General features: G+C 66.6%; 30 protein-coding genes. 13 read left to right on the top strand and 17 right to left on the bottom strand.

The genetic code is table 11. The annotated features are described in order from the left end of the window. Positions 1 to 31: 31 nt before the first annotated feature. A complete protein-coding gene (locus tag ACGFNP_RS40575) occupies positions 32 to 562 on the bottom strand; it encodes a nucleotidyltransferase domain-containing protein (protein WP_358323476.1) in 531 nt (176 codons plus the stop codon). A 124-nt stretch (positions 563 to 686) separates the two neighbouring features. Between ACGFNP_RS40575 and ACGFNP_RS40570 the strand changes: the two genes are divergently transcribed. Beyond that, complete coding sequence (locus ACGFNP_RS40570) at positions 687 to 1,232, top strand: RICIN domain-containing protein (protein ID WP_393327978.1); 546 nt, start codon at positions 687 to 689, stop codon at positions 1,230 to 1,232. Between the two features lie 19 nt (positions 1,233 to 1,251). On the opposite strand, the gene ACGFNP_RS40565 is transcribed toward ACGFNP_RS40570, so the two are convergent. After that, positions 1,252 to 1,671 (bottom strand): MarR family winged helix-turn-helix transcriptional regulator, encoded by a 420-nt coding sequence (locus ACGFNP_RS40565; protein ID WP_393327975.1) that lies wholly within the window; start codon positions 1,669 to 1,671, stop codon positions 1,252 to 1,254. 60 nt (positions 1,672 to 1,731) lie between these two features. Between ACGFNP_RS40565 and ACGFNP_RS40560 the strand changes: the two genes are divergently transcribed. Next, a complete protein-coding gene (locus ACGFNP_RS40560; protein WP_393327972.1) occupies positions 1,732 to 2,559 on the top strand; it encodes an alpha/beta fold hydrolase in 828 nt (275 codons plus the stop codon). Here the strand turns inward: ACGFNP_RS40560 and ACGFNP_RS40555 are convergent. The 5 genes from ACGFNP_RS40555 to ACGFNP_RS40535 all read right to left on the bottom strand — a co-directional run bounded on the left by ACGFNP_RS40555 (position 2,514) and on the right by ACGFNP_RS40535 (position 8,038). Beyond that, positions 2,514 to 3,902, bottom strand: coding sequence for a serine hydrolase domain-containing protein (locus ACGFNP_RS40555; RefSeq protein ID WP_393327969.1), 1,389 nt, complete (start codon positions 3,900 to 3,902; stop codon positions 2,514 to 2,516). The two genes, ACGFNP_RS40560 and ACGFNP_RS40555, sit on opposite strands and share 46 nt — an antisense overlap. A 106-nt stretch (positions 3,903 to 4,008) precedes the next feature. Continuing rightward, the gene (locus ACGFNP_RS40550) at positions 4,009 to 5,337 is read right to left on the bottom strand and encodes a phenylacetate--CoA ligase family protein (RefSeq protein WP_393327967.1); all 1,329 of its coding nucleotides are present in this window, start codon (positions 5,335 to 5,337) and stop codon (positions 4,009 to 4,011) included. Positions 5,338 to 5,381: 44 nt separating this feature from the next. Beyond that, a complete protein-coding gene (locus ACGFNP_RS40545; RefSeq protein WP_393327964.1) occupies positions 5,382 to 6,062 on the bottom strand; it encodes a TetR/AcrR family transcriptional regulator in 681 nt (226 codons plus the stop codon). Positions 6,063 to 6,122: 60 nt separating this feature from the next. After that, complete coding sequence (locus tag ACGFNP_RS40540; RefSeq protein ID WP_393327963.1) at positions 6,123 to 6,941, bottom strand: NAD(P)H-binding protein; 819 nt, start codon at positions 6,939 to 6,941, stop codon at positions 6,123 to 6,125. A gap of 110 nt (positions 6,942 to 7,051) precedes the next feature. Next, positions 7,052 to 8,038, bottom strand: a complete 987-nt coding sequence (locus ACGFNP_RS40535) for a hydroxyacid dehydrogenase (RefSeq protein ID WP_393327960.1) — start codon at positions 8,036 to 8,038, stop codon at positions 7,052 to 7,054. A 424-nt stretch (positions 8,039 to 8,462) separates the two neighbouring features. Between ACGFNP_RS40535 and ACGFNP_RS40530 the strand changes: the two genes are divergently transcribed. From ACGFNP_RS40530 to ACGFNP_RS40520, 3 genes are read left to right on the top strand one after another with little or no spacing between them, the layout of a single operon-like run. Next, on the top strand, positions 8,463 to 9,359 hold the full coding sequence (locus ACGFNP_RS40530) for an ABC transporter permease subunit (protein ID WP_358323500.1): 897 nt from the start codon (positions 8,463 to 8,465) through the stop codon (positions 9,357 to 9,359). Continuing rightward, positions 9,356 to 10,222 (top strand): carbohydrate ABC transporter permease, encoded by an 867-nt coding sequence (locus tag ACGFNP_RS40525; RefSeq protein ID WP_358323501.1) that lies wholly within the window; start codon positions 9,356 to 9,358, stop codon positions 10,220 to 10,222. The genes ACGFNP_RS40530 and ACGFNP_RS40525 overlap by 4 nt, the downstream gene beginning before the upstream one ends. A gap of 27 nt (positions 10,223 to 10,249) precedes the next feature. Continuing rightward, the gene (locus ACGFNP_RS40520) at positions 10,250 to 11,824 is read left to right on the top strand and encodes an ABC transporter substrate-binding protein (RefSeq protein ID WP_358323504.1); all 1,575 of its coding nucleotides are present in this window, start codon (positions 10,250 to 10,252) and stop codon (positions 11,822 to 11,824) included. Between the two features lie 47 nt (positions 11,825 to 11,871). Here ACGFNP_RS40520 and lepB read toward each other — a convergent pair whose 3' ends face one another. The 3 genes from lepB to ACGFNP_RS40505 form a co-directional block, all read right to left on the bottom strand. After that, positions 11,872 to 12,438 carry a signal peptidase I gene (gene lepB / locus ACGFNP_RS40515; protein ID WP_358323507.1) on the bottom strand — a complete coding sequence of 189 codons (567 nt, stop codon included), beginning with the start codon at positions 12,436 to 12,438 and terminating at the stop codon, positions 11,872 to 11,874. Between the two features lie 146 nt (positions 12,439 to 12,584). After that, positions 12,585 to 12,791: a DUF5708 family protein gene (locus ACGFNP_RS40510; RefSeq protein ID WP_358323510.1), complete on the bottom strand. Its 207-nt coding sequence runs from the start codon at positions 12,789 to 12,791 to the stop codon at positions 12,585 to 12,587. A gap of 297 nt (positions 12,792 to 13,088) precedes the next feature. Then, the gene (locus tag ACGFNP_RS40505; RefSeq protein ID WP_393328713.1) at positions 13,089 to 13,733 is read right to left on the bottom strand and encodes a DNA alkylation repair protein; all 645 of its coding nucleotides are present in this window, start codon (positions 13,731 to 13,733) and stop codon (positions 13,089 to 13,091) included. A gap of 228 nt (positions 13,734 to 13,961) precedes the next feature. Here ACGFNP_RS40505 and ACGFNP_RS40500 point away from each other — a divergent pair, with 228 nt between their 5' ends. Continuing rightward, complete coding sequence (locus ACGFNP_RS40500) at positions 13,962 to 14,309, top strand: YciI family protein (RefSeq protein WP_358323514.1); 348 nt, start codon at positions 13,962 to 13,964, stop codon at positions 14,307 to 14,309. After that, a complete protein-coding gene (locus ACGFNP_RS40495) occupies positions 14,306 to 15,625 on the top strand; it encodes an RNA polymerase sigma factor (protein ID WP_393327955.1) in 1,320 nt (439 codons plus the stop codon). Before ACGFNP_RS40500 ends, ACGFNP_RS40495 begins: the two co-directional genes overlap by 4 nt. Here ACGFNP_RS40495 and ACGFNP_RS40490 read toward each other — a convergent pair. After that, positions 15,551 to 15,871: a HEAT repeat domain-containing protein gene (locus tag ACGFNP_RS40490; protein WP_358323603.1), complete on the bottom strand. Its 321-nt coding sequence runs from the start codon at positions 15,869 to 15,871 to the stop codon at positions 15,551 to 15,553. The two genes, ACGFNP_RS40495 and ACGFNP_RS40490, sit on opposite strands and share 75 nt — an antisense overlap. A gap of 207 nt (positions 15,872 to 16,078) precedes the next feature. After that, entirely contained in the window at positions 16,079 to 16,255 is a 177-nt protein-coding gene (locus ACGFNP_RS40485) for a hypothetical protein (protein ID WP_393327952.1), read from the bottom strand. Positions 16,256 to 16,571: 316 nt separating this feature from the next. Here ACGFNP_RS40485 and ACGFNP_RS40480 point away from each other — a divergent pair, with 316 nt between their 5' ends. Then, the gene (locus ACGFNP_RS40480; RefSeq protein ID WP_214639983.1) at positions 16,572 to 17,144 is read left to right on the top strand and encodes a TetR/AcrR family transcriptional regulator; all 573 of its coding nucleotides are present in this window, start codon (positions 16,572 to 16,574) and stop codon (positions 17,142 to 17,144) included. On the opposite strand, the gene ACGFNP_RS40475 is transcribed toward ACGFNP_RS40480, so the two are convergent. Further along, positions 17,141 to 18,022 (bottom strand): NmrA/HSCARG family protein, encoded by an 882-nt coding sequence (locus tag ACGFNP_RS40475; protein WP_358323523.1) that lies wholly within the window; start codon positions 18,020 to 18,022, stop codon positions 17,141 to 17,143. The genes ACGFNP_RS40480 and ACGFNP_RS40475 overlap by 4 nt on opposite strands. 70 nt (positions 18,023 to 18,092) lie before the next feature. Here ACGFNP_RS40475 and ACGFNP_RS40470 point away from each other — a divergent pair, with 70 nt between their 5' ends. Continuing rightward, positions 18,093 to 18,668 carry an FAD-binding oxidoreductase gene (locus tag ACGFNP_RS40470; RefSeq protein ID WP_393327949.1) on the top strand — a complete coding sequence of 192 codons (576 nt, stop codon included), beginning with the start codon at positions 18,093 to 18,095 and terminating at the stop codon, positions 18,666 to 18,668. A gap of 159 nt (positions 18,669 to 18,827) precedes the next feature. Further along, on the top strand, positions 18,828 to 19,142 hold the full coding sequence (locus tag ACGFNP_RS40465) for a hypothetical protein (RefSeq protein WP_393327946.1): 315 nt from the start codon (positions 18,828 to 18,830) through the stop codon (positions 19,140 to 19,142). Positions 19,143 to 19,184: 42 nt separating this feature from the next. Here ACGFNP_RS40465 and ACGFNP_RS40460 read toward each other — a convergent pair whose 3' ends face one another. Then, entirely contained in the window at positions 19,185 to 19,718 is a 534-nt protein-coding gene (locus ACGFNP_RS40460; protein WP_393327944.1) for a MarR family winged helix-turn-helix transcriptional regulator, read from the bottom strand. Between the two features lie 101 nt (positions 19,719 to 19,819). On the opposite strand from ACGFNP_RS40460, the gene ACGFNP_RS40455 reads away from it, so the two are divergent. Together ACGFNP_RS40455 and ACGFNP_RS40450 are read left to right on the top strand one after the other, a co-directional pair. After that, positions 19,820 to 20,764, top strand: coding sequence for an NADP-dependent oxidoreductase (locus ACGFNP_RS40455; RefSeq protein WP_393327941.1), 945 nt, complete (start codon positions 19,820 to 19,822; stop codon positions 20,762 to 20,764). A gap of 42 nt (positions 20,765 to 20,806) precedes the next feature. After that, the gene (locus ACGFNP_RS40450; RefSeq protein ID WP_393327938.1) at positions 20,807 to 21,757 is read left to right on the top strand and encodes an alpha/beta hydrolase; all 951 of its coding nucleotides are present in this window, start codon (positions 20,807 to 20,809) and stop codon (positions 21,755 to 21,757) included. Positions 21,758 to 22,620: 863 nt separating this feature from the next. Here the strand turns inward: ACGFNP_RS40450 and ACGFNP_RS40445 are convergent. The 3 genes from ACGFNP_RS40445 to ACGFNP_RS40435 are packed head-to-tail and all read right to left on the bottom strand — an operon-like array spanning position 22,621 to position 24,474. Then, on the bottom strand, positions 22,621 to 22,923 hold the full coding sequence (locus ACGFNP_RS40445; RefSeq protein ID WP_393328712.1) for an RloB domain-containing protein: 303 nt from the start codon (positions 22,921 to 22,923) through the stop codon (positions 22,621 to 22,623). Further along, on the bottom strand, positions 22,923 to 23,222 hold the full coding sequence (locus ACGFNP_RS40440; RefSeq protein WP_393327936.1) for an RloB domain-containing protein: 300 nt from the start codon (positions 23,220 to 23,222) through the stop codon (positions 22,923 to 22,925). Before ACGFNP_RS40440 ends, ACGFNP_RS40445 begins: the two co-directional genes overlap by 1 nt. After that, positions 23,203 to 24,474: an ATP/GTP-binding protein gene (locus ACGFNP_RS40435; RefSeq protein WP_393327935.1), complete on the bottom strand. Its 1,272-nt coding sequence runs from the start codon at positions 24,472 to 24,474 to the stop codon at positions 23,203 to 23,205. The genes ACGFNP_RS40440 and ACGFNP_RS40435 overlap by 20 nt, the downstream gene beginning before the upstream one ends. Before the next feature lie 488 nt (positions 24,475 to 24,962). On the opposite strand from ACGFNP_RS40435, the gene ACGFNP_RS40430 reads away from it, so the two are divergent. Further along, complete coding sequence (locus ACGFNP_RS40430) at positions 24,963 to 25,577, top strand: class I SAM-dependent methyltransferase (RefSeq protein WP_393327932.1); 615 nt, start codon at positions 24,963 to 24,965, stop codon at positions 25,575 to 25,577. Positions 25,578 to 25,639: the final 62 nt, after the last annotated feature.

Genomic DNA, 25,639 nt, shown 5'->3' with positions numbered 1-25,639 from the left:
GGAACCCATTTACGGAATCCTTAAGGCCTCCCTACGGCGACCGGCGTCCACACGCCGTCCGGAAGTGGGTGGCGATACCGAACGCCTCGCGCAGCTGGGCCATGTCGTGACGGTCACGGTCGCTGGGTTCGTAGCCCTGGTGGAAGGCCACCTGCTGGGCGGCTGACAGACAACCCACCGCAACGCTCTCGATCATGCCCGTGGTGAAGGCGTCCGCCGGATAGAGAAAGACGCCTCCGTGACCGTCGGCTTGCTGGACGGCGGAGCCGTCCGCCTCGAACCGCAGCGGATGCAGATCCAGCTCATGACCGCGCTGGTCCTTCATGACGAAGCGGACGGGCCGGCCCGGTGAGGCATCGGACTGCTCGGCGAACCCGGCGGCCTCCAGCGTCTTGATCAGCAGCGGCTCCTGCTCGACGCGGTGCAGCAGGTCAAGGTCGCGGTGCTCGCGAGTGACCTTGCCCACCAGGGCGTCGATGCCCCATCCACCGGCAACCCACACCTCGCACCCCACGTCACGCAGCAGCGCCAACACCCGCAGCAGCACACTCGCATCCATCATGCGGGGCATTCTGCCCTGCCTCGGGCGACACGAAAATGATCACGGATGGCAACTCGCCGATACGCTGAGTGATCCGTGTTACTACGGACCTTGCTGATCTTTCGAGAGCGTCTCAGGAGGTTCGATGACACTCATTCATGCTGGTCAGGCCGTAGCTATCGCGGCCGCTCTGCTCGCCGGCCCGTTCACCACGGCGTCAGCGGCGGACGCCGTCACCGCCGGCGCGCCGGCGCGGCTGCTGCCCAAGTTCTCGGCGACCCTGGTCGCCCGTCACAGTGGCAAGTGCCTGGACGTGGCGGCTGTCAGCACGGCCGACGGAGCCAACGTCCACCAGTGGACCTGCATCAACGGTCAGGCCAACCAGGAGTGGAACTTCGTGGCGACCAGCGATGGTTACTACACCCTCCGCGCCACGCACAGCGGCAAGTGCCTGGACGTCGCGGGCGTCAGCACCGCCGACGGAGCCAACGTCCACCAGTGGACCTGCCTGTTCGCCCAGCGCAACCAGGAATGGCGGCTCGTCCAGAAGGACAACGGCTACTTCACCGTCGTCGCCCGTCACAGCGGCAAGTGCCTGGACGTGGCGGGTGTCAGCACGGAGGAGGGGGCCAACGTTCACCAGTGGACCTGCCTGCCCGCCCAGCGCAACCAGGAATGGCGACTCGCCTGAACGATCCGCGCATGACGGGTCATGTGTCGTCGCCGTCGTTGAGGCGGCGCAGGAGGTCGAGCAGGGTCGCGCGGTCCCCCGCCGACAGGGTCGCGTAGCAGGTGGCCAGGACCTCGTCGGCGATCCGGTGCCCCGCGTCGAGCACCTGTTCGCCGGCGGGCGTCAGATGGTGCTCGACGCGTCGCCCATGACCTGGCCTCCGCTCGATCAGGCCCTGCGCCACCAACCGGCCGGCGAGTGTGCCGAACGCCTGCTCACTCTGGAACGTCGCCGAAGCCAGAGCACGGGCTGATGCCCCAGGTGTACGGCTGATCGCGCGCAGGGCATCCCACTGGGCCAGCGTGGTGCCGACAGTGGCGAGCCGACTGTCCAGCGCCCGGTGCTGCCGGTATTGGGCTTGCTTGACCGCTCTTCCAAGGACCTGCAGTTCACCGGGCATGGACCCAGTCTAGCGCTTACTCAACTAGCTTATATCAACAAGTTTAGTTATGGTGTGGCCATGCCTACCTCCCGCACCATCGCGCTCTACCCGGACCTGCCGCTCACCCTGACCGAATCGGGAACCGGCCGTCCCGTCCTGGTCCTGCACGGCGGTGGCGGCCCCGCCACCGTCGCCGGGCTCGCCGGCCATCTCGCGCGGACCACCCACACCATCACCCCCACCCACCCCGGCTGGGACGGCACGCCCCGCCCCGACTGGTTCACCGGCATCGACGACCTCGCCCTTGCCTACCTGCACTACCTGCACGACCATCAACTGTCCGACGTGCTGGTCATCGGCTCCTCACTCGGCGGCTGGACCGCCGCCGAGATGGCCGTACGCGACAACGCGGGCATCATCACCGGACTCGTCCTGATCGACCCCGTGGGCGTACACGTGCCCGCCGAACCGATCAGGGACTTCTTCGCCCTCGACGCCCGCAGCGCCGCCGAGTACTCCTGGCACGACTCGGACCGCTTCTACGTCGATCCCGCCGACGTTCCCGCCGAGCAACTCGCCCTCCGGCAGGCGAACATGGCCACCATGCGCATCCTGGCGGGCGACCCCTACATGCACGACCCCAAACTCGCGCACCGCCTGGCCCGCGTCGATCTGCCTGCCCTGCTGCTCTGGGGTGAGAGCGACCGCATCGCCACCCCCGCCTACGGCACGGCGTACGCGGCCGCCTTCGGCAACGCCCGGCTTGAGATCATCCCCGAGGCCGGCCACCTGCCACAGATCGAACAACCGCACGCCACCCATGCGTTGATCGACGCCTACCTGAGCCGCTTCAGTGATCCTCAGGCGATCTTGGGTGCGGCTCGCATGCCCACCCAGCAGTACTGAGTCCCGCCCGTGGTGGTGAAGATGACGGGCATCTCCTCGGAGATGCCGGATCCGGCGAAGTACGCGGCGAAAATGGTGTCCGTCACCGGCTTGAGCTCCGATTCGAGGGGCGGGGAGACGCCGGCCGCGTCGTCGACGAATTCGTACCGTACGTGCGGCTTGCCGTCCTGTTCGCTGACCGTGATGATGACGCCCGTACGCCGGTAGGTGCCGAAGAACGGGGTCGCGTCGACCGTGATGGGCGGACTCGCGGGGGCGAAGGGTTCGGGCATGGTGATGCCGAGCGCGCCGAGGAGTTCGGTGAACAGCTCCACGTACAGGGCGCGCGCGTTCCCGCTGTTGGTCATCAAGGCGATCGCGACGCCGCTGCCGGGGAAGATCCGCAGGAGGGCGTGCTGGGAGACGGCGGAGCCGTCGTGGCCGAACCCGCGGAAGCCCTCCTGGTCGTACAGGCACCAGCCCAGACCCCACCCGTCGGCGGAGACGGTCCATCGGTCGGGGGAATCGACCTCCCGATGCCGCATCGCGGCGACGGATTCGGCGGACAGGACGCGGGTGCCGTCGGGCGCCACGCCGCCGTCCAGGTGCATGCGCGCGAAGCGGACCATGTCACCGGCCGAGACGAGGACCCGCGCGGCCGGGCCTGTCGAGCGAGGCTGGATGTCCCAGACCGGGGCCGGGTCGGGGTCCTGTCCCGGCGCGCCGAGGTGGCCCATCGCGGCCCGGAACCGCAGCACCTCCTCCGGCAGGGTCATCGAGCGCTCAAGTCCCAGCGGGGTGAACAGCATGTCCTTCATCGCCTGATCCCACGTCTTGCCGGTGAGCACCTCGATGATGCGGCCCAGCACGACGAACCCGAGGCCGGCGTAGGACGCCGCGGTGCCCGGTGGGAGGGCCAGCGGCACCTCCCGGGCGGCCGCGACGTACTTGGCGAGGCAGTCGTCGCCCCGGCCGGTGTCGTGGTGGAAGTCATTGGTGAGTCCGCCGCTGTGGGACAGCAACTGCCGGACCGTGATGACCTTGGTGGCCTCGGGGTCCGGGGTGCCGAACTCTGGCAGCACGTCCACGACCAGCGCGTCCAGGTCGAGCTTTCCCTCGTCGACCAGCCGCATGATCACGGTGGCGGTGTAGACCTTGGCGATCGATCCGGACTGGAACACCGAATCGGGCGTCACCTCCACACCCGTCGCCCGGTTCAGCACCCCCGAGGCCAGCTCGTGGATCTCACCGTCCACCAGCACCGCCAGAGCGGCTCCCGGCACGTGATGCTTGGCGCGCAGGAAATCCAGCCGCTCCTGCCAGTGCGACGCGAAGTCCCCGGCCGTAGCGCGTTCGTTGGACATTTCGGCTCCTTCAGCAATGCCGTGCGGTCTTGTGTGCACCCGACGATGCCCACCACCGCTGTCAGCGAGCTGATGCCGCGCTGTTACGGGGTTTCGAAGCAGGTCATCACGACTTGGCCAGCGGGATGATCCTTCGGTACTTGCCACCGGGCGCCTGCTGCGGCGGCTCCTCGGCGTGTTCGAGTGTGACGTCACCGACCTTGTGCTCGGTGAGCAGGTGGGCGATCTCGCCGCGCACCGCCTGCCACACGCGGTCGGCGTCGGCGCCCTCCTCCGGCTGCAGGCGCACGCGCAGCGTGGTGGGCGCCGTCTGGACGATCTGGAACTGTTCGATGCCGGAGGCACGGTCCAGCAGGGTGCCGAAGGCCATGGGCGAGATGCTGACGTTCTCGCCGCGACCGGTGGGGAAGGTGAGCATGTCGGCGGCGCGCCCCCGCACCTGGATGGCGGGCAGCGGGCTGCCGCACGGGCAGGGATCGGGGCGGAGCAGAACGCTGTCACCGAGGTCGTAGCGCAGGATTGGCTGGACGCGGTTGACGAGGTTGCTGAGCAGGACTGTGTGCGACAACTCGCCCGGCGCGACCGGCCGGTGGTCGGCGTCGACGGGTTCGAGCACGGCCCAGTCGCTGTTGACGTGGTACCAGCCATGCCGGCAGCCGACGCTGAGGAAGCCGCACTCGGTGGCGGCGTAGGCGACACGCACCTTGGCACCGAACGCGGTGGCGAGCCGTTCCAGATCAGCCGCCGTCGACGTCTCACCGCCGACGATGATCAGCACCGGATGGATGCGCAGGCGACCGGCTTCCTGCTCGCCGGCCAGCAGCGTGATCATGCTCAGGAAGCCGACCAGGATCGCGGGGTTGTACCGGTTGAGCTCGGCCGTGAGCTCCGGCAGCGGCTGGTGTATCGAGAAGGTCCGCATCGCCCGGCCGAGCAGCGGGCTGTCCCGCTGGAACCGGGCTGTCCCGGCGGCACTGAGAAAATGGCCGCCGGGTGCGGACATGACGGCGCTACGGCCGGCGCGGGCGAGGGTGCGGATGACGTCGCCGACTCCCACACCGGCGCTGGCGCGCGACCCGAGGGAGGTCTCCACGGCCATGCTCCGCTGATCTATCAGGAAGATGCCGCGCACCCCGCTGGTGCCGGTGGTCGTGGCCACCAGGTATTTGCCACAGAACCGCTCCCCCACCAGGGCGGGGTCGGCCACGAACTCCTGAACTCGCTCCAGGGTCACCTCGCGGTCGGTGACCCAGTCGTCGAAGCGGCCCATCAGCAGCTTCTTGTTGGTGACCGGCAGCAGCGTGGGGTCGTCGACCTGCTCCGGCAGGTCTCGGTACAGCTCGCGGTAGTAGGGCGAGTTGGCGCGGGCGTAGGCCACCATCTCGACCAGGTGGGCCCGCTGCCGCCGCGCGATCGCCGCGGGGCCTTCGCGCATGGCGCGTCGTGCGTCGCGGGCGAGTTGTCGAGCGCTTTCTTGCATTATGGGGTATTCCTTTCTCCGGTGAGCGGGATGTCGCTCTCCTCAGGAAGCTCGGAGACCATAGGCGCGGGTCGCACCGAGAGCAGGCCGGACATGGCGATGTCGAGGCCACGCTGGGTGGCCTCCCACAGCTCCTCCTGCGACCGGCCGAGCTGGACACTCGCCAGGCCCGTCTGCTGAATGGCGCCCAGCAGGGATCCGGTCATCGCCGCCGCCGTGATCGGGTCCAGTTGGCCGGGGAACACCTTCACCAGCTCGTCGGCGATCCGTCGCTGCAGCTCCATCAGCATGTACAGGCCCTTCGCCTGGAGCGATGGCGTGGTCAGGACCAGCCGGGCCGCCGCCGACAGCTCCTCGGGCTCCCGGCGGGGAATCTTGGGCCGTCGGTGGGCTCTGTACTCCTGGACCATCCTGCCCAGCACCTCGCCCGGGCTCTCTTGCGGCCGGCGTTTCGCGATCGCCTCGAACATCACGTCGTAGTCCTGCTCGACGTCTACGAACAGCACCTCGTCCTTGCTGCGGAAGTAGTTGGAGAACGTCTTGGGGTCGACATCCGCCGCCGCGGCGATCTGCGCCATCGTGGTCTGCTCATACCCCTGCTCCTCGAACAGCCCGATGGCCGCCATGACGATCCGCTGTCGAGTCAGCCGCTTCTTCCGCTCGCGCCGCGTCTCCTGCATACCCCAAATATATGCATAAAAGAATTTTCCCAGCAACTGGAATATTGCGCGTCACGCAGGTTAGTCGCGGAAGGCGAGCGCGTGCTCGGCCGCCCACGAGCGGAACGTACGCGCCGCACCCGCGGTGACCTCCTCCACCGTGGCGGTGACCGGGGCCGGGCCGTTGGTCATGTCGGCCTGGGCGCGCAGGATGCCGTCCACGGCCTCGGGTGGCCAGCCGCGGGCCAGCATCTCCCGCCGGGCATCCTGCGGGGAGGTCTCCTCCCAGTGCACCGGGCGGCCGATCGCCTCGCCGATGACGCGGGCCTGCTCGGCCTGGGTCAGTGAGTGCGGCCCGGTCAGCTCGTACACGGCGCCGTCGTGTCCGCCCCGGGTCAGTGCCCGCACCGCGACCGCCGCGATGTCCCGCTCGTGCACCAGGGACATCGCGGCCTGGCCGTACGGCGCGCGCACCACGCCCTCCGCGCGGATCTGCTCGGCCCAGCGCAGGGTGTTGGCCGCGAAGGCGTGCGGGCGCAGGATCGTCCACTCCAGCCCGGACCGCTCGATCAGCCGCTCGGCCCGCCGTTCATGCTCACGCACGGCCGCCGATGACAGATAGACCACCCGGCGGGCATGCTCGGCCGCGACCGCCAGCACCGCCTCCAGCCCCTCAGCCGAGGCGAAGGGCCAGACCAGGAACACCGCCTCGACGCCCTCGACGGCGGCGTTCAGGGAGTCGAGCACCGACAGATCACCGCGCACGCTCTCGGCGGCGGGCGGGAGCTCGGCCGGTCCTCGGGTCAGCGCGCGAACCTCGGCCCCTGCCTCCAGCAGTTGCGCTGTCACGTGGCGGCCGACCGTGCCGGTCGCTCCGGTGACCAGAATCCGTTGTGGCATCTGATACCTCCTGTCGAAGGAACAACTGATGCTCCAACGTAGGAGGGCCGGAGAGGATGACCAATGCTTTAACGTGCGGGATTCATACGCGATCGTCTAAGTGGCGATCGTCAGGCCGCCCTTTCCAGGTCGTCATAGGTGACTCGGTGCGCCAGCGGCAGCCCGGCGGCCAGCCGTTCCAACTCGTCCAGCACGGCGGCGCCCATCCGGGACAACTCATTGCCATGCGAGCCGGCGAGGTGCGGGGTGAGGAAGACGTTGGGCAGGTCGAACAGCTGGGAGTGCGGCGGGAGCGGCTCGGGCTCGGTGACGTCGAGGATCGCCGACAGCCGCCCCGACTTCAACTCGGCCACCAGCGCGTCGGTGTCCACCAGGCTGCCCCTGGCCGTGTTGATCAGCACCGCGCCGTCCGGCATCAGCTTCAGGCGCTCGCGGTCCAGCATGTGCCTGGTCTCCGAGGTGGCCGGGGCATGCAGGCTGACGATGTCGCTGCGGCTGAGCAGCTCTTCGAGTGAGGCCTGCCGGATCCCCTCGACGCTGGTGTAGGGGTCGTACAGGCACAGCTCCAGGTCGTACGGCGCGAGCAGGTCGATCACCTTGCGGCCGATCCGGGAGGCGCCGACGATGCCCACCCGCCTGCCGTTGTTACCGACCGTGGCCTGGATCTGGGCGAGGGTGAAGGTGCGCTCGCGCCGGTAACGCTCGCCCAGGGTGAAGATGCCCTTGCCGGCCAGCAGGATCGCGCCGACGGTGTATTCGGCCACCGGCACCGCGTTGGCGTCGGCCGCCGAGGAGATCAGCAGATCGCGCTCCCAGCAGGCCGGGGAGACCAGGCTCTTCACCGAGCCGGCCGCGTGCAGCACGGCACGCAGCCTGGGGGCGGCGGCCAGCAGTTCCGCGTCCAGCGGGGGGCAGCCCCAGCCGGTGATCAGGATCTCGGTCTCGGCGAGGGACAGGCGGGGATCGTCGAACCGCTCGGCGACCAGCGTCACGTCGATGTCCGCGATCGTGTCCAGACGTCGCAGCAGGGGCGCGGGGAAGAGCAGCGCGAGGTGTTCCTCGTGCATGGCGAACAGCGCCTTCGGGCGGGTGGACACGGAGAAGCCCTCCACTTCGTAGATAACGGTTTCTACGGTAGGACCACGGCCGCCAAATGGTCAACGCTTGCCTTGGAAGCCAACATTCGCGCAGGTAGCTGCAGCCATCTTGATCAAAGAGTGGTCAATTGTAACGTATCCGTAACGCATTCTTGTGGGATGAGCTGTGCAGTCGTAGCGTTCGCAGAGACCGGTTTCTATCGCCGGGCAGCTCCGCCAACCATCGCGGCGGATGTCAGCGCGCAGAACTGCCGTGATGCCCAATCTGGAGGAATGTCATGAACGGCACCCGATGCCACCGGCCGAGTGCGGCGAGAGAGCGGTCCTGGCGATGAGCCGGGTGGAGACCAGGCGGGAAACACAGGCGAGACCGCCGTCAGAACCGCCCGAGAGCAAGCGTCGCACCCGGCCCAGGAGGGCGCGGGTGAGCCTGGCGGCCGGGCTGCTCGCGCTGCCGGCGGTCGTCTACTTCGTGGTCTTCAACTACCTGCCCATGGCCGGTCTGGTGGTCGCGTTCAAGTCCTTCGACGTCTCTCAGGGCATCTTCGACAGCCCCTGGAACGGCCTGGAGAACTTCAGGTACTTCCTGGACTCCGGGGACGCGGCACGGATCCTGTTCAACACGATCTTCCTCAACGCGCTGTTCCTGGCCACGACCCTCGCCGCGGGGATCACTCTGGCGATCATGCTGAACGAGATCCGGAGCACGCTGTTCAAACGGGTCTCCCAGTCCGTGGTCTTCTTCCCCTACTTCGTCTCCCCCGTGGTGATCAGCATCATGTTGCAGGTCTTCCTCGCGGGCGCCTCCGGCGGAGGCGGGGCCGTCAACGACATGCTGAACCTGTTCTCCCTGCCCACGCTGGACTGGTACACCGAGCCGGGACCGTGGCCGTGGATCCTCACCGTGGTGAAGGTCTGGCAGCTGGGCGGGTACATGAGCGTCATCTTCCTGGCCGCGATCACCGGGATCCCCGAAGAGGTCTACGAGGCCGGGATGATCGACGGCGCGTCGAGGGCGCAGATGGCCTGGCGGATCACCCTTCCGCTGCTGCGGCCGACCGCGGGAGTCCTGACCGTGCTGGGTGTCGGCCGCATCTTCTACGGCGACTTCGGCACCATCTACGCGATCGTCGGGGACAACGGCACCCTGTTCGACACGACGGACGTCATCGACACGTACGTGTTCCGCGCCCTGCGTCAGCTCGGCGACTTCGGCACCACCGCCGCGGTGGGCCTGTTCCAGTCGGTGGTCGGGTTCGTCCTCGTGGTGATCGCGGTCATGATCCAGCGCAAGTACGCCAAGGAGACCAGCGTCCTATGAGCCGTAGAAAGCTGGAGCCCTTCACGATCATCAGCATCATCGGCGTCGGATTCGCCGTGCTGGCCTGCGCGGTCCCGTTCTGGCTGATCATCTCGGGGTCCTTCACCAGCGAGGTGGACCTGGCGGTGACCGGGTACAGCTTCTTCCCCTCGGCCTTCGACCTCACCGCGTACAAGATGATCTTCACTGGTCCGGCGGTGCTCGACGCCTACATCGCCAGCGTCTTCATCACCGTGGTCGGCACCGCCCTGTCCCTGGCCGTGACCTCGGGAGTGAGCTGGGTCATCGCCCGGCGCCTGCCGTACATCAGCCGGCCGCTGACCATCTTCGCCTACCTGCCGATGCTGTTCACCGGAGGGCTCGTACCGCTGTACCTGCTGGTCACGCAGTATCTGCACCTGCAGAACACCTACTTCGCGGTGATCCTGCCGCTGCTGGTCGCCCCGTTCCTGGTCTTCATCCAGGTGAGCGCCTTCCGCCAGCTCCCCGCGTCGATCTTCGAGTCGGCCAAGGTGGACGGCGCGGGCGAGCTGCGGATCTTCTTCCAGATCGCGCTACCGCTGTCCAAACCGATCCTCGCCGTCGTGGGCCTGTTCTACGCCGTGCACTACTGGAACGAGTGGTTCACCGCGCTGCTGTTCATCGACGACGTCCACAAGTTCCCGCTCCCCCTGGTCCTGCAGAACCTGATCTCCAACATCTCGTTCACCCAGATGCTGCCGCAGCTCGCCGAGCAGGCGACGCCGGTCTACCAGCTCCGGCTGGCCCTCACGGCCGTCACCATCGGCCCGATCCTGCTGGCCTACCCCTTCGCCCAGCGCTACTTCGTCAAAGGCATCACCCTTGGCGCCACCAAGGGCTGAGCTCGCTCCCCCCATCAAGGAGACACCGTGTCTGATCAGAACCTGTCTCGGCGCGGCCTGCTGAGCGTCGGAGGTGGCCTCGGCCTCGCCGCCCTCTTCGCCGGTGCCGGCTGCTCCTCATCGCAGCAGCCGACGGGAAGCCAGAGCAGCGCGCCCGGCAAGGCGCTCACGCTCAGCCTGCTGCTCCCCGGCGACGTACCGGCCGGCTGGGACGCCGTCCTGGCCGAGGTCAACAAGAAGCTCCAGGCCGAACAGGGCTTCACCATCAAGCCGCAGTTCATCCCCTGGGCCAACTACGGCCAGCAGGCGCTGCTGAAGTTCACCGCCGGGGAGAGCTTCGACACCGCGCTGCAGGCCCGCTGGCTCAACATGACCCAGCTCGCCGCCAGCGGCTCGATCGTGGAGCTGAGCTCCCTGCTCAGCAGCGGCAAGTACCCCAACCTGACCGCCACCATAGACCCCAAGATCATCGAGCTGAACCGGTGGAGCGGCAAGCTGTACGGCCTGCCGCAGATCAACTCCGTCGCCCGCTTCCACCACTTCGCCATCCGCCAGGATCTGGCCGACAAGTACGGCATGAGCGAGATCACCGACTTCGCCGGCCTGGAGAAGTTCTGGTACGACGTCAAGCAGAAGGAAAAGGGCGTCACCCCGATCGCGGTCAACTCCCGCATGCCCAAACTGCTGGTCGCGTGGAACCCGGTCGGCTGGCTCAACCCCTCCATGTGGGAGAACCCCCGCGTGAGCATCTCGTCCTTCACCGGCGAATCGCTCGCCTTCGTCCTCGCCGCCGACGGCAAGCAGACCGGCTCCGCCAACCCGGTGCCGTTCTGGGAGGCGCCGGGCATGCTTGACGCACTCCGCCTGGTACGCAAGTACTACCAGGACGGCCTGATCAACAAGAACGCGCTCACCGTTGACTCCAAGGCGCTCGAATCCCAGTTCAAGGCCGGCCGCTTCGCCACGGGCTGGGCCATGACCGATGGCCTGACCTCGCAGATGCTGCCCGAGCTGACCAAGAACGTCCCCGGTGCGATGCTGTCCAACGTGGTCCCGCTCAAGGGCGGCAAGGACGCCAAGCCGTACCAGACCTTCCAGGCCGACAACTTCCTCGTGCTCAACGCCAAGGGGCAGAGCAACGAGAAGGCCCTGCAACTGGAGGACTGGCTGTCGATCAAGGAGAACCACGACCTGATCACGTACGGCATCCAGGGCAAGGACTGGAACCCCGTCGGCGACGACAAGTACGAGATGCTGTCCACCTACTCCTTCCCGGGCTTCGCGCTCTCCTGGCGGGCCAAGCTGGAGCGCCGGATCAAGGACATGACCGCGTCCGAGTCGGCCTGGTTCGACTGGGCGCAGAAGGCCGACAACTTCACCATCGACCCGTACGCCAGCTTCACCCCCGACCCCGAACCGGTGAAGCGGGAGAACACCCAGGTCACCGCTGCCATGACGCAGTTCGCCAACCCGCTGTTCATCGGAGCGGTCGACGTCGACCAGGGGCTGGACAAGCTGAAGAAGGCCCTCGACCGGGCCGGCCTGCCCAAGCTGCAGGCCGAGCTGGCCAAGCAGGCCGACGCTTACCTCAAGGGGCAGTGACCACCACACGGCACATCAGGCCCTCCTGGATCTTCCGGGAGGGCCTGCTACCTGACCTTGTCGAAAACGTCGGGCCGGGAGAACAGATAGCCCCGGGACAGCGGCCAGTACCGCACCACGGCCTTGCCGATCACCGCGTCCTCCGAGATGAAGCCACCGCCAGGCTCCTGCATGTGCCCCCGGGAGTCCAGTGAGGCGCTGCGATGATCCCCCATCAGCCACAACTTCCCGGCCGGCACCGTGACGTCGAACTTCCTGCCGGATGCGTAATCGCCGGGGTAGAGATAGGACGTCTCCTCCAGCGGCGTGCCGTTGACCGTGAGGCGCTTCTTGGCGTCGCAGCACACCACCTTGTCGCCGCCGACGCCGATGACCCGCTTGATGGTGTCCACGCCGCCCCAGCCCTTGAACACCACGATGTCGCCGCGATCTGGCTTGCCCGCGAGCTTGTTCACGAACACGCGATCATCGATCTGCAACGTGTTCTCCATCGATCCTGACGGGATGTAGAACGAGCCGACCACGAACGCCTGCAGCAGCAGGGCGATGCCCACGGTCAGGACGAGCAGCAACAGCGTCTCGCGGAAGCCGCCCTTCTTTTTCTCTTTCCCCACGCCCTCCGCCTTCTTGGTGACGGGACCTTGGCGAGCCACCGAACGCGGCAACCCTATGCCATATCGATCTTTGTCCGTCATAAAGCCGGCGTTCTGCTGTGCCTGTCCGGGAGGCTCGCGAGGAGGTCAGCGTCGCCATCGACCCGCTAGGGCCGGCCGCGCGCCGCGTCGTCGGTGCTTACACTCTTGTAGATCCCGAACAGGGTCTCCAACCCCCCAATGACCATCAAGACCACGCCGACCTTGGACGGCGTGAAGATGAAGATCTCCACATCGAGTCCGAACAGCCATAGCGCCAGCCCCGCCACAAAGGTGATCGAACCAGTGAGGAGAGTCTTGCGGGCAGAGGCCATGAGCGGTCCTTTCGACTGAGGGGACAGACGCACCGAATCTTCAACAGACCCTAGACAGACCCGGCCTGTACGGCCTCCTGCCAGTTGAGGAGATCGAATTACATCCTTCGGCTGACACCGCCCCGCCCCCACGAACACCGACATGGACGGCTCCCATAGCGGACTACCTCACCGCCCGGTTCGCCTCCGCCCTGGCATACCCCGAGTACGGGCCGCCCCTGCGCCGACTCGCCCGCGACGCACCGTTCGATGACGGGTGCAGCCGCCCGGGGTCCGCGGACTCGTGGCGGAACCTCTCTATCTCTCGTGCTGACGGCGCACCATCTCGGCGATCCAGACGGGGGCGAACGGAGACGTGCAGTTCGGGGGAGTCGGGTAATCCTTGAGCACTTCCAGGCGCTCGCCGATGTCGATCGCGCGGGCGCGGTGCTCGGCGTGCTGAATCCCGATCTGAGCGAGGCAGTGGTTCATCGACCACTGCAGACGATCCGGGGCGTCCTTCATCTCCGCCTCGATGACATCGAGCAGCCCTGCGAGGTCGAGGCCCTCGGGCGTCTTCGCCACCCGCTCGGCGGTCAGCGCCCAGCCGGCACTCGCGACCACTGGATCCGGATCCGTGCGCCAGGCGAGGCGCAGCTCTTCGGAGTACGGGTTCTTCTTCACCACGTAGTTCACGAACCAGTCATGCACCTTGGGGGCGCGCGTCTCGCGCAGCATGGTGTCCAGCTCGTCGCGCTCGAATGCCTTCGGACGGCAGATCAGGATCGCCAGGAGCCTCGCCCCGGTGTCATCTGTCTCCCAGAGTTCGCGCGCGAGATCCTGCTGCGTCTTGAGCCGTTTCGCGAGCGCGCGTAGCTTGCCGAGGTTCACACCGTGATCGTCACCGTGCTTCTCATTCACCTTGCGCACCTTCGGGTCCTCAAGCACGGCCAACTCAGCCATGACCTGCGCCACCGTCGTCTCGGTCACCCCAGCCTCCTGTCCGTCGCGCAAGAAACCTAGCCCACGGCCGATGGTGACCGGTATGCCTTGGCGACCCCGAGCCCGGATCGTCCGCGAGGGTCAGCGCCAGGGCGCATCGGGAAAAGTTCGCGTACGGTCTGTCGAATTCGCGTCGTCCGTCCGACGTAGAGGCGTACCGACCAGACGCACAGCCAAGGAGACCCACTCATGGCCCAGTACGCGATCCTCATCTTCGATAACCCCGAAGCCGGCGACTACACCCCCGAGCAGCAGGCGGCGAGCCAGCGGCACGCCGACGACCTCGTCGACTCCGGCGCCATGATCGCAGCGTACGCGCTGCAGTCCGCCGACACCGCCACCTCGTTGCGCGGCGACCTGGTCACTGACGGGCCCTTCATCGACTCCAAGGAAGTCATCGCCGGCGTCTGCGTCATCGAGGCTCCCGACCTCGACGCCGCCCTGGACCTGGCGCGTCGTAACCCCGCCGTCCAGTGGGGTCGTGGCGGTGTGGAGGTGCGTCCCGTCGCGGGCGGCATCGCGCCCATCGCGCGATGACGGCCGCGCCGGACGCGGGCCAGGCGGTCGCCGACGCGCATCGGCACGAGTGGGCTTTCGTGCTCGCCTCGACGGTCCGCGTCGCGCAGGATCTGGACCTGGCCGAGGAGTGCGTTCAGGAGGCGTATGCCGTGGCGCTCTCGGCCTGGGAACGCGATGGGATCCCCACCAACCCCGTGGCATGGCTCACCACCACGGCCAAGCGCCGGGCGATGGACGCGATCCGCCGCGAACGGACCTTCCGCTCGAAGCTGCCGCTGCTGGTGGAACCCGAAGTGACTGTCGACGAGCCCGCTCTAGGCAGGGTGACCGCAGTGGAACTGGAGGATGCCGTACCCGACGAACGGCTGCGGCTCATCTTCACCTGCTGCCATCCCGCACTCGCGCAGGAGGCGCAGCTCGCGCTCACACTGCGGCTGGTGTGCGGACTGCCGACGTCGGACGTCGCCCGGGCGCTACTGGTGTCGGAACAGACCATGGCCGCCCGGATCACCCGAGCGAAGAAGAAGATCACCGTTGCCCGCATCCCCTATCGGCTCCCGCGCCCAGCGGACCTGCCGGACCGGCTGGCAGCCGTACTGAGCGTGCTCCACCTGCTGTTCACCGCCGGGCACACGGCACCCTCCGGCCCTGCGCTCATGCGCACCGACCTGGCCGACCGCGCGCTGCACCTGGTCCGCGCGCTGCGGGAGCTCATGCCCGACGAACCCGAGGTACGAGGGCTGCTGGCGCTGCTCGTGGTCACGGACGCCCGGCGTACGACCCGGACCAGCTCTGACGGCCGGCTGCTGCGGCTTCAGGAGCAGGACCGTTCGCGGTGGGACCGTACCGCGCTGGCCGAGGCGCACGAGCTGATCGTGGCCGGGCTGCGCGGCGGTCGCGCGGGGCGCTACATGCTGCAGGCGGCGATCGCCTCGCTGTACGCCGAGGCGCCGTCGTACGAGCAGACGGACTGGCCACAGATCGTGGCCCTCTACGACAGGCTGCTGGTGCTGTGGCCCTCACCGGTCGTCGCGCTGAACAGGACCGTGCCGGTGTCGATGGTCCATGGACCGGCGGTCGCCCTGGCGCTGGTCGAGGCGTTGGAGCAGGATGAGCGGCTTTCCCGGTACCAGTATCTGCCGACGATCAAGGCAGACCTGCTTCAGCGACTGGGGCGTACGGACGAGGCGGCGGCCGCGTACCGGGTGGCGCTCAAGCTGACTGACAACGAGGTTGAGCGGGCGTTCCTCGCCGGGCGGCTAACTGATCAGGGGAACAGTGTCGGCACGATGCCTCGGCAGGCCGCGTCCAGCGGTCGGGCACCTTCCGAGTAGACACCAGTGAGCGTCGATGGCCTCCACGGCAGCCCGACGCACCTCCCCGTCTTCGTCGTTGACAGCGCGGTCCTTGAGCCAAGGCAGGGTGCCGGGGTCATCGGCCCAGCCTGAGGCAGTGGCCTGCGCGGCGCCCCGACGCACATCCCAGCGTTCGTCGTTGACGGCGCGCTCCTTGAGGAGGGGCAGGGTGGCGGGGTTATCGGCCCCGGTGTCATTCACGCCGTCTAGGGTCGCAGCGCGTATCCATCGTGATCAATCGGAATACGAGGAATGACCCCATCGAACAGCGGCACCAGGCGGGGGATGAAAGGCATCCCACGCCTGGGACGAGGCAAGTCGTCTCAGACAGGGCACTAAAGGGCTGCCTACCCAGGATCTCTTGAGCAGCCGATCGTCCCAGCCGTGTGCGGCGAGTACCGAAGTCAGCGATCGCAACGGTCCAGACCACTCTCAGGCCAAGGCCCCTGCCCGGAGAACCTCTTCGCGCAGGATCTGATCGATTTCATTGGCATCAGCGTTGTGACTCGTCTGCCGTCGGAGTTCCTTCCGTACAGCATCAATGACTGAGCCCTTTTCATCCTGAGAACGGCCGTCTTCGATGAGCTGGAAGACGAGGATGGCCTGCACGAGCGCGGTCGCGCGATGCAGGCAGCAACGCGCCGGACAGCCCAGGCTGGCGCATCAGCCGGGCCACCGTGCAGCGGGCGGATGATCTCGGCCGACAGTCGCGGGCTCAGCCGCTGATCTTGCTCGCCCGCGAACAGCCACCGCACGCCGTATCGCTGATGCAGGAGTTCGACGGCGGCGCGGCTGGCCCGCGCAGGCCACGATGGAAGCTGCCGCGCAGCAGGTGGAGCACGCACGGTGTCGGCCATCTGGCGTCTCCTTGATCGTCGGATCCGCCGTGCATGAGATACTCCCGCTCGCCTAGGATGTGTTGTTCATGACCTCCACGCGAACGCGCAAGCCCCGGAAGGATGCGGCGGAGAACACTGAGCGGCTGATTGCCGCAGCTGTGCGTGCGGGGCTGGCCGAGGGTAAGTTCGTTCCGCTGGAGCAGATCGCCGCTGAGGCGGGAGTCGGGATCGGGACGCTCTACCGTCGCTACCCGAACCGGGAGGCGCTGCTTGAGGCGATGGCGGTCCGCGCCTATCGTCTGATCCTGGCCGAGGCCGAGGACGCGCTGACGTCCGGCGATACCGGTCATGACTCGATCAGCCGGTTCCTCCATCAAACCTTCGCTCATCGCGACGAACTGGTGCTTCCGCTCCACGGAGCGCCCATGACCGAGGGCACCGAGTCCGCGGAGCTGCGCGCGCGCATGCAGCAGACCATGGGCGCCATCCTTGAGCGCGGCCACCAGGACGGTTCGGTCCGCACGGATGTGAATGCGGGGACCGTGGTGCGTTTCGGGGCGATGCTCGCGCAGCCGATGTCGAACGTGCCCGGCTGGGCCGAGGCGGCCGCCGAGCTGCGCGCGGTGTTCCTGCGCGGCATCGCACCCGATCGCGGTTAGTTCGACGCGTCAGTTCCGGCGCGCGCGGGACCCTGGTCCGATACCCATGCTGCGAAGTCGCGCACGTCGGGGACGAGGTGGCGCGTGACGTCGAAGTCGGCCTGGTAGGCGGGGACGGTGGTGAACCACTGGAACATCGCTCGCATGTCCTCGTCATTACGGAGCACCTCGATCGGCAGCCCTTCGTACCGCGTCGGTCGGCCGAGCTTGGCTGCGATCCGGTCGGCCACCTGAGCCATGGTGAGCTCATCGCCGGCGAGTTCGACCGCATCACCATCGATGACATCAGGGACGATCAAGAGACGCGCGGCGGCGGCGCCGATGTCGCGAACGGCGATCATCTGGAGCGGAACGTCACCCGCAACCGGCAGGCGAAGCACCAGCTCCCCACTCCCGCCGTCGGCGAGCTGCGGCGCCAGGTTTTCCATGAAGAACGTCGGGCGGACGAACTTCGCCGGCACCACCTTGCTAAGCCGCTGTTCGACCTGGTGCTTGCTCTCGAAGTGCGGGATCCCTGTCGCTCGCTCCGCCCCGCCGACCGACGAGTACACGACGTGCGGCACGCCCGCGCGTGCCGCGGCATCCGCGACGGTCACACCGCGGCGCGCCTCGCCCTCCGTGCCGTCCGCTCCCTCGAACGTCGTCATGAAGAACAGTGCCGCGACCTCGGTGAGTGCTTGCTGGAGCGATTCACTGTTCTCCTGGTCGGCGGCGACGACCTCCACGCCGCGGGCTCGGAGAGCACGTGCGCCCGCGGCTTCGGTGTCGCGAACCAGGGCGCGAACCGCTTGCTTCTGCGCGAGCAGAGCATCCACCACGCTGCCGCCCTGCTGTCCGGTCGCACCGATCACGGCGATGGGCTGCTGAAGATGAGTCATGAGTCATCCAATCTGAGGAGATGACAGATAAAGCGGAGGAAATCCTCCGTTATTCCCGTACGATGAGCGCATGCTCGCTGACGCGGACTCAGACGGTTACGCCGCCGCCACCCGACCCCATAACTCGTCCATCAAGCAGCGACCTGCGCGGGTCGCAGTCGTCTCGCGTCCGGAGGACATCGCGCCCACGCTCGATGAGGTGGCTGCGCTTGCGCGGTCGTCGGGCACGCCACTCGAGATCGTGCCGCAGGCAACCGGCCACGGAGCCGGCGCGCCGGTGGGCAAGGGGGCGGTCCTCCTCGACACGTCGAGGCTCGCCGACGTGTCGATCGACCCCGAGTCGCGCGTCGCCATGGTTGTGGCCGGAGCAACCTGGTCTGCGGTGAACGCCGCCGCCGAACAGCATGGCTTGCTCGGATTAGCCGGCTCAGCCCCGAGTGTGTCCGTGTCCGGTTACACCTTCGGCGGCGGCATCGGTTGGCTTGTGCGACGGGATGGACTTGCCAGTGGAGCACTTCGTGCCGTCCACTCCGTCGACGGCAGCGGTCGTTCCCGCACCGCTGCGGACGATGCCACCGACGAGGTCGATCGAGCGGCGATGTGGGCCTTCCGCGGAGCGGGGGGAGTCGGATCGCTCACACGCTGAGGTTCGACCTCGTCCCAGCGGCGGACCGGACTTGCTCGGATCCACCTCGATCCACCTACGGCAACCCCGGCCATCGGCGACGCGCGGTGGCTCGACGCATCGACCCCTGTCATCGCCGAAGCGCTCCTCTCGACAGCCGCGGCAGACGACGCCCCGATCGTGATGATGGAGATCCGCCACGTGGCGGGCGCACCGGTCAGGCGCATCGGGGCCGTTGTGGCCCTGCCGGGCGACTTCATCTACCACGCGGTCGCGCCGCTCAGCCTGTTCCTCCGTAAACGGATCGAAGCAGGGTTCGCTCGGGCACGATCTGTCTGGTCGATTGCCGACGCCGACTCGACGCCGGGCTCGTGGGTCAAGGGCGCGGCTGGCGTGCCGGATGCGCTGCCAGCGGATGTCCGGAAGCGGTCCGCGGCGATCGCCGACGCTGTAGACCCGGACGCCCGAATCCGCCGCTCGCGCCTGCTCGGATGATTCCGTGGCGCTCGTCGACCCAGCGATGGGGCCGGGGCTCGATCAGGCTCCGCCGCCAGTGGGGTTCTGGTGTGCGGCGCGCTTCTGGCGCGGCTTCGCCGACCGGGGCGGGATGGAGCGCATGTGATCGCGGACGACGGTGAGGACACGAGCGAGGCTGTCGATGTCCGCGCGCGTGAGCGGTTCGAGGAAGAGTTGCCGCAGGACGTCGATGTGACCGGGGAACACCCTGGCGAGCACGTCCCGTCCCGCCTCGGTGATGGTCACCGTCACGCCCCGGTCGTCCTCCGCCGACGGGCTGCGGGCGACGAGTCCGGTCTTCTCCAGCAGGCCCACCTGGTAAGTCAGGCCGCTGCGGCTGTACACAACCCCGTCTGCCAGCTCGGTCATGCGCTGGCTGCCGTCTGCCGCGTCCCCGAGTCTGGCCAAGAGCTGGAACTGGACGTAGCTGAGGTCGCCGGCGTCGCGCAGCTGCTGCTCCACCGTGTGGCGCAGGAGGCTGCTCACCTCGATCAGCGCGAAGTACGCGCCGAGTTCGGCGGGATCGAGCGGCGGAGGGGACGCTTCTTCGGTCATGCCGCGATCGTACTTGCTTCGAGTTCGAAGCAGTGCTAGCTTCATTTACCGGAAGTGCTTCGAATTCGAAGCATATTGCCCCTCGAAGAAAGAAGTTCGTCATGAAGGCAGTGCGATTCCACGAGTACGGCGATGCTGATGTCCTGCGCTACGAGGACGTGGCGCTGCCCGTCCCCAGCGCTGGTGAGGTTCGCATCCGGGTCGCGGCGACGTCGTTCAACCCGGTCGACGCCGGTATCCGCAGCGGTGGCCTCCAGGGCCCATTCCCGGTGACGCTCCCGCACACGCCCGGCATCGACGTCGCCGGTACGGTCGACGCGCTCGGTGACGGCGTCGATGCGGTGGCGGTCGGTGACGAGGTCGTCGGATTCCTCCCGATGATCGGCGACGGCGCAGCCGCTGAGTACGTCATCGCGCCCGCCGAGGTCCTGGCGGCCGCGCCTTCGAGCGTGCCGCTCGCTGACGCGGCGGCCCTGCCACTGGTGGGCCTGACCGCATGGCAGGCACTGTTCGAACTCGGCGAGCTCACCGCCGGGCAACGCGTGCTCATCACCGGCGCCGGAGGCGCTGTCGGTGCCTACGCGGTGCAGCTGGCAAAGAACGCCGGCGCGCACGTCATCGCCACGGCGAGCCCGCGCAGCGCGGACCGGGTCCGGGCCGCCGGTGCCGACGAGGTCCTCGACCACACCGCGACCGACGTGGTGGATGCGGTGACCCAGCCGGTCGACCTCATGCTCAACCTCGCACCGATCGAGCCCTCGCAGCTCGCCGACCAGGCCGCTCTCGTGCGATCCGGCGGGGCCGTGGTCAACACCACGGTGTGGATGCAGGCGCCGAGCGATGAAACGCGCCATGTGCGCGGGATCAACGTCTTCGTCCGGAGCGACACCAAGCAGCTCGCCGGCCTCGTGGCGGCGATCGACCGAGGCGAACTTCACATCGACATCAGCCGCCGTATCCAGCTCAAGGACCTCCCGGCCTTCCACGCGGAAGTCGCCGCCGGTGCCGTGTCCGGCAAGGTCGTCGTCCTTGCGCCGACCGCCTGACCCTCTCATCCCTCACTGGACCTGAATCGAACGGAACCGAACATGCCCCTCATCCTGGATCCCGAAGTCGCCGAAGCCATGGCCCCCATGGGCGAAGCGATGGCCGGCATGATCCCGCCGGCCGTCGGCGACGTCGCCGGACGACGTGCCATGTGGGAACCGATTCTTGACGCGTCAGGGAAGGCCCAGCCGATCCCGGAGGACGTCACCACACACGACTACGTCGCCGCCACGGACGACGGCGCCCAGATCACGATGCGCTGGTACGCCAAGCATGAGAGCATCCCCGGCTCGGCCGTGCTGTTCCTCCACGGCGGCGGCTACCTTTTCGGCCATATCGAGCACTTCGACGGCCCCGTCACCCGGTACGTCTCAGCGAGCGGCGTGCCCATGCTCTCCGTCGAGTACCGCCGAGCACCCGAACACCCCTATCCCACCCCACTCGAAGACGCCTACACCGCCCTGAAGTGGCTCAACGGGCACGCCGCCGAGCTCGGCGTCGACCCCGACCGGATAGGCGTCATGGGCGACAGCGCCGGTGGGGGTATGGCGGCCGCGCACTCGATCCTCAGCCGCGACCGCCGTGGCCCGCAGATCGCCCGGCAGATCCTCCTGATGCCGATGCTCGACGACCGGAACACCACCCCGGACCCGCACATCGCACCCCTCGCCGTGTGGACCTACGACGACAGCCGCACCGCCTGGCCCGCACTCCTCGGCGACGCGGCCGGCGGGCCTGACGTCCCGGCCACCGCCGCCCCCGCTCGCCTCGAGAACGCGACCGACCTGCCGCCGGCCTACCTCGAAATCGGGCAGATCGACGCCTTCCGCGACGAAGCCAGCGCCTACGCCATCACGCTCAGCCGCGCCGGCGTCCCGGTCGAGTTTCACCTCCACCCCGGGGTCCCGCACGAATTCGACTCCATCGCCTTCAACGCGGACGTCTCCCGACGCGCGATCGCCGACCGCATCCGCGTCCTGAAGTCAATCTGAACCCCTTCGGACCACACTCTCCCTCGCCCCGCGAGCGTGCTCCGAAGGGTTCCTGTTCTACCCTTGTCGCACAAATTGCCTGTTCGACAGGGGATCGGCTCGCCCGCTCCCTGCAGGGCTACCTGCGCTTTTGCTGCTGACGCAGGCTGCCGATGTGGCGAGACGGTCCCTGGGCATCTCGATCGTGATGGTGGCACATCGCGGATCGGCAGGGATGAAGCGGCCCTGCGCCGCGGTGGACCTTATCCGTTGTCCCTCCCGTCCCCCGTCGGCAGAGGAGGATGGCGCTCATGGGCCGGCCAACCCGGGAGCAGTGGGCGGCGGCGCTGCATCGGCTCCGGCGGCCGGCCGAGCAGGGCGGTGCGCTGAGCGCTGAGGTCGCCGCGACGGCGGCGGCTCTGGGGGTGGCCGAGCGTACGGTGTGGCGCTGGATGGCGTTAAGCACGGGTCAAGTGCTCGTTGTCACATCCGTCACAAGTCACCGGCTGACCGGAGCTACCCGTGGCGAAGCGAGTGCGGGCGGAGCGAGGCCCTTCAGGGGTCGGACCCTTGGCCCGACTGGAAGAAACGCCTGAGTCCCGAGCGCGAAGCGCCCATCGCGGAGCCCGTTGCGCCGGAGGTGCTTCCAGGAGAACGGCCGGAGCGGAGCGGAGGGCCCTTGCAGTGCGCGTGAGCGCCTAAGGAAAAGCGCCGAGCTTCCAGATGCTCTCGAATGAGAGCACGCCACGGGGCGTCCGACGCTAATGCTCGGGCGTCCTCTATGATCGCTCTCTGGCGAAAGTTGATCTACAGGTCTTCAACCTCTTGACGCCTAGCCCAGCGATCTAACGTAACAGCATTGATCTTGTCTATGGAACATCCGATCAAGCTTTTGATCGGAGGGCCAGAACTAGTTGCCAAACATTAGTTGAAGGGTTACTTAGAAAGTCTTCCCCAGTCGGATCGAGTTGGCGAGCTCTAAGGCAGGCCGCATCCAACCCATGGAGGAAATCAGAAAATCGAGTATTCCCTTCGCTCCAGCCTGGTGCCACAGATTTCAGCCTGCGTTTTGCCTCGTTCGCCGACAGAAACGGTCGGGTGCAGTCTGCGTGATGCATAATCAACCAGACCTCGAAACATGGCGTCGACAGGCAAAGGTCGATCGAACCACGCTTTGCCTCACTTATCAGCGCCGACGTAGGACCTCATCCAACTCCGTGTCCAATACGCACCAGACGGCATCGTACTCGTCCGATCGTCTAGCGACAGCTTCGCGGACTATGGAAAGATGATCGACTTTAGGGGTGTCAACATCAATATGAGGACCCTGTCGCGACCGCATCCCTACGAAGTAGTCCTTTTCAGTCTTTCCTTCGCAGAGGATCAGGAAGCTCGCACGCTCTTGCCGCGTCCCCTTCTTCTTGTGCTCAAGGTCGGTATCTGTCCGAATGCCTCCCTTTCTCGTCCTAGATGTTCGAGGGGACATCGTCCGCCTCTCGACGTTCAGCTAGCGCGGCAGCGAAGAGTTCGTCACTGACAATCGGAACGGCACCGTAGCGACCAGCCAGGTATCGGCGTTCACGGTTGTCTTCACGACGCGGCTTGAAGTCTGAAAGCGAAAACAGCTCGGTAACGCCACATTCATTCTTTTCGGTGAACCAGACGTGGTCGCGTTGTAGCACTTCTTCGCCTTGGATCCGTCCGAGGAGAGTAGCGTCATGGCTGCTAAAAATCAGCTGAGCCCCGTGTATATTGACATCTTGATCGCGGAACAATCTTACAAGCTGTGCCGTCAAGTAGGGATGCAGGCTTGAATCTAGCTCGTCAACGATGAGCACCGATCCAGTGTCTAGCGATCTGAAAACGCCAAGCCCAAGATCATACAGCGTTTGCGTCCCCAAAGACTGGTCTCTCAGATTTAGCGGAAACGTGCCGCTTTCACCTCGATGCCTAAAGAGCACATCCTTGCGCCGTGTTGGCGAATGGCTGCCAAGTCCTTTAATGCGTGCGGACCTTTGGGCTAGCTCTGCATCACTTTCCTCCACGATCTCCGCGGATTCAATACCGGTATCTGCGGCCTGAAGTAGGGATGTCATTCTTTCCAGGTAGCCGAAACGCTCCAGAGATTCGACAAGTGTTCCCAGGCGCGAAAATCGAAGAATTTGAGGGTTGCGATAAATTACCTCGGCAAACCAATCGTAGACTGGCCGAACCAAATCCTGCTTTGAGCGCGCCGCGACGGAGAGAAACAGCACGTTCGATTCTGTTATCGCTGCCACCTGGTGCATAGAAGCGGGAGACTGGTCGCCGATTGAATAATCGTCGCCACGTCTATGAAAGATCTCCCTCTTCTTCTTTTTTGGATAGCTGAACATCCACTCTTCGACCACTTGTGAGTCGTCAACCGCGAAGCCGTAAGTGTATCGAACCCCTTCAAGGAGAATATCGGCAACATACGTGGATGGTTCATCACGCGTGGCTGGATCCAATGCGAATGAATGGCGCGAAATCCCGGTTCCAGGTTCGCTCTCTCGAAGAGAACCGCGCACCATGTTACGCATATATGCCAAAGCGTCCAGCACATTTGACTTGCCGGAAGCGTTGGCGCCGAAAAGCGCCACGACAGGGACCGCTTCCCAGCCGTCTCTAGGATCATCTTCCCCGTATGCAGGGGTTAGTAGTAGCTGTTGCTCGTCACGGAGCGAGCGGTGATTACTGACGCGAAAACTCAGCAGCATTACCCGGCTGCCCTCCTCATCACGGGGCGCAGACCCCCTCTCGTGCGGAAGAACCGCACGCCAAGATGGGAGCAACTCTACGTGACCAAGGGGCTTGGTGTCTTGTTGGGTCCTGCATGAGTGGCTCGACCAGCCTACGAAACTGCGATGCAGATGCCCATTCCATACGAATACGTAGACAAGATGTTCAAGGCAGATCAGGCCGAGGATCACCTTGGCGGAGATGACATCTGGCTGCGGCCTTGACGTGGCAGGACGAGGAAGCGCGCCAGCAAGCTCCCATGCATCTGCACAACACGGCGTTACATCGAGGGTTCGAGTCGGCAGTCGTGCCTGCCTCTCGGTTAGCGGATCGCGCTACCGTCACGATGGACAGGCGTCTCATGGGGAGCGCGTTGCTCTCCCCGGTGCGGGCCACGCGCTTACCACCGCAGTGCCCAGCCAGCGATCAAGCTCGGTTGCTGCCACTACGCCCCTACGATGATCCGATGCGCCAGGCCGACCCGAAGCCCTACTGGAACACCAATGTCGCCCGGCACCCGGGCATCCTCCGCGCCGTCCCCGAGGGATGCGGCAATGCGCTGGACGTCGGCTGCGGGGACGGCCTCCTCGCGCGGAAGCTGACCGAGCGGGCAAAGCGCGTCACCGGCATCGACAACTCGCCACAGATGATCGCCCGCGCCCGTGAACTCGCTTCCGGCCACCCGGATCTCACCTTCTTCGAGGGTGACTTCCTTACCGCCGACCTCCCCGCTGCAGGCTACGACTTCATCTGCTCGGTATCTGCGATCCATCACATGGACTTCGAGTCGGCCCTGACCCGCATGCGCCAGATGCTGCGCCCCGGCGGCACGCTGGTGGTAGTCGGCCTGGCCCGCGAGACGACCCCGGCGGAGTGGGCAGTGACGATCGCGGCTGCTCCCGTCGTGCGGATCACCAAGGTACTGCGCCGCGCGCACGGCCCGGAGGGAATGCCGGCCACCGACCCACAGATGAGCTACGGACAAGTGCGGGCCGCGGCGCGACTACTACTGCCTGGCATGCGCTATCGCCGGCACGTGCTCCGCCGGTACTCGCTGACCTGGGAAAAACCCGGCCGCTAGCTGTGCTGTTTGGAAACGCATCGGCACCCTACGACAAACAAGATTGAGCAAGATCCACTGGC

The organism is Nonomuraea sp. NPDC049269 (assembly GCF_043197155.1).
GTDB lineage: Bacteria > Actinomycetota > Actinomycetes > Streptosporangiales > Streptosporangiaceae > Nonomuraea.
The sequence above is the reverse complement of the archived record's forward strand: the minus strand, read 5'-3'. Positions and strand labels throughout refer to the sequence as shown.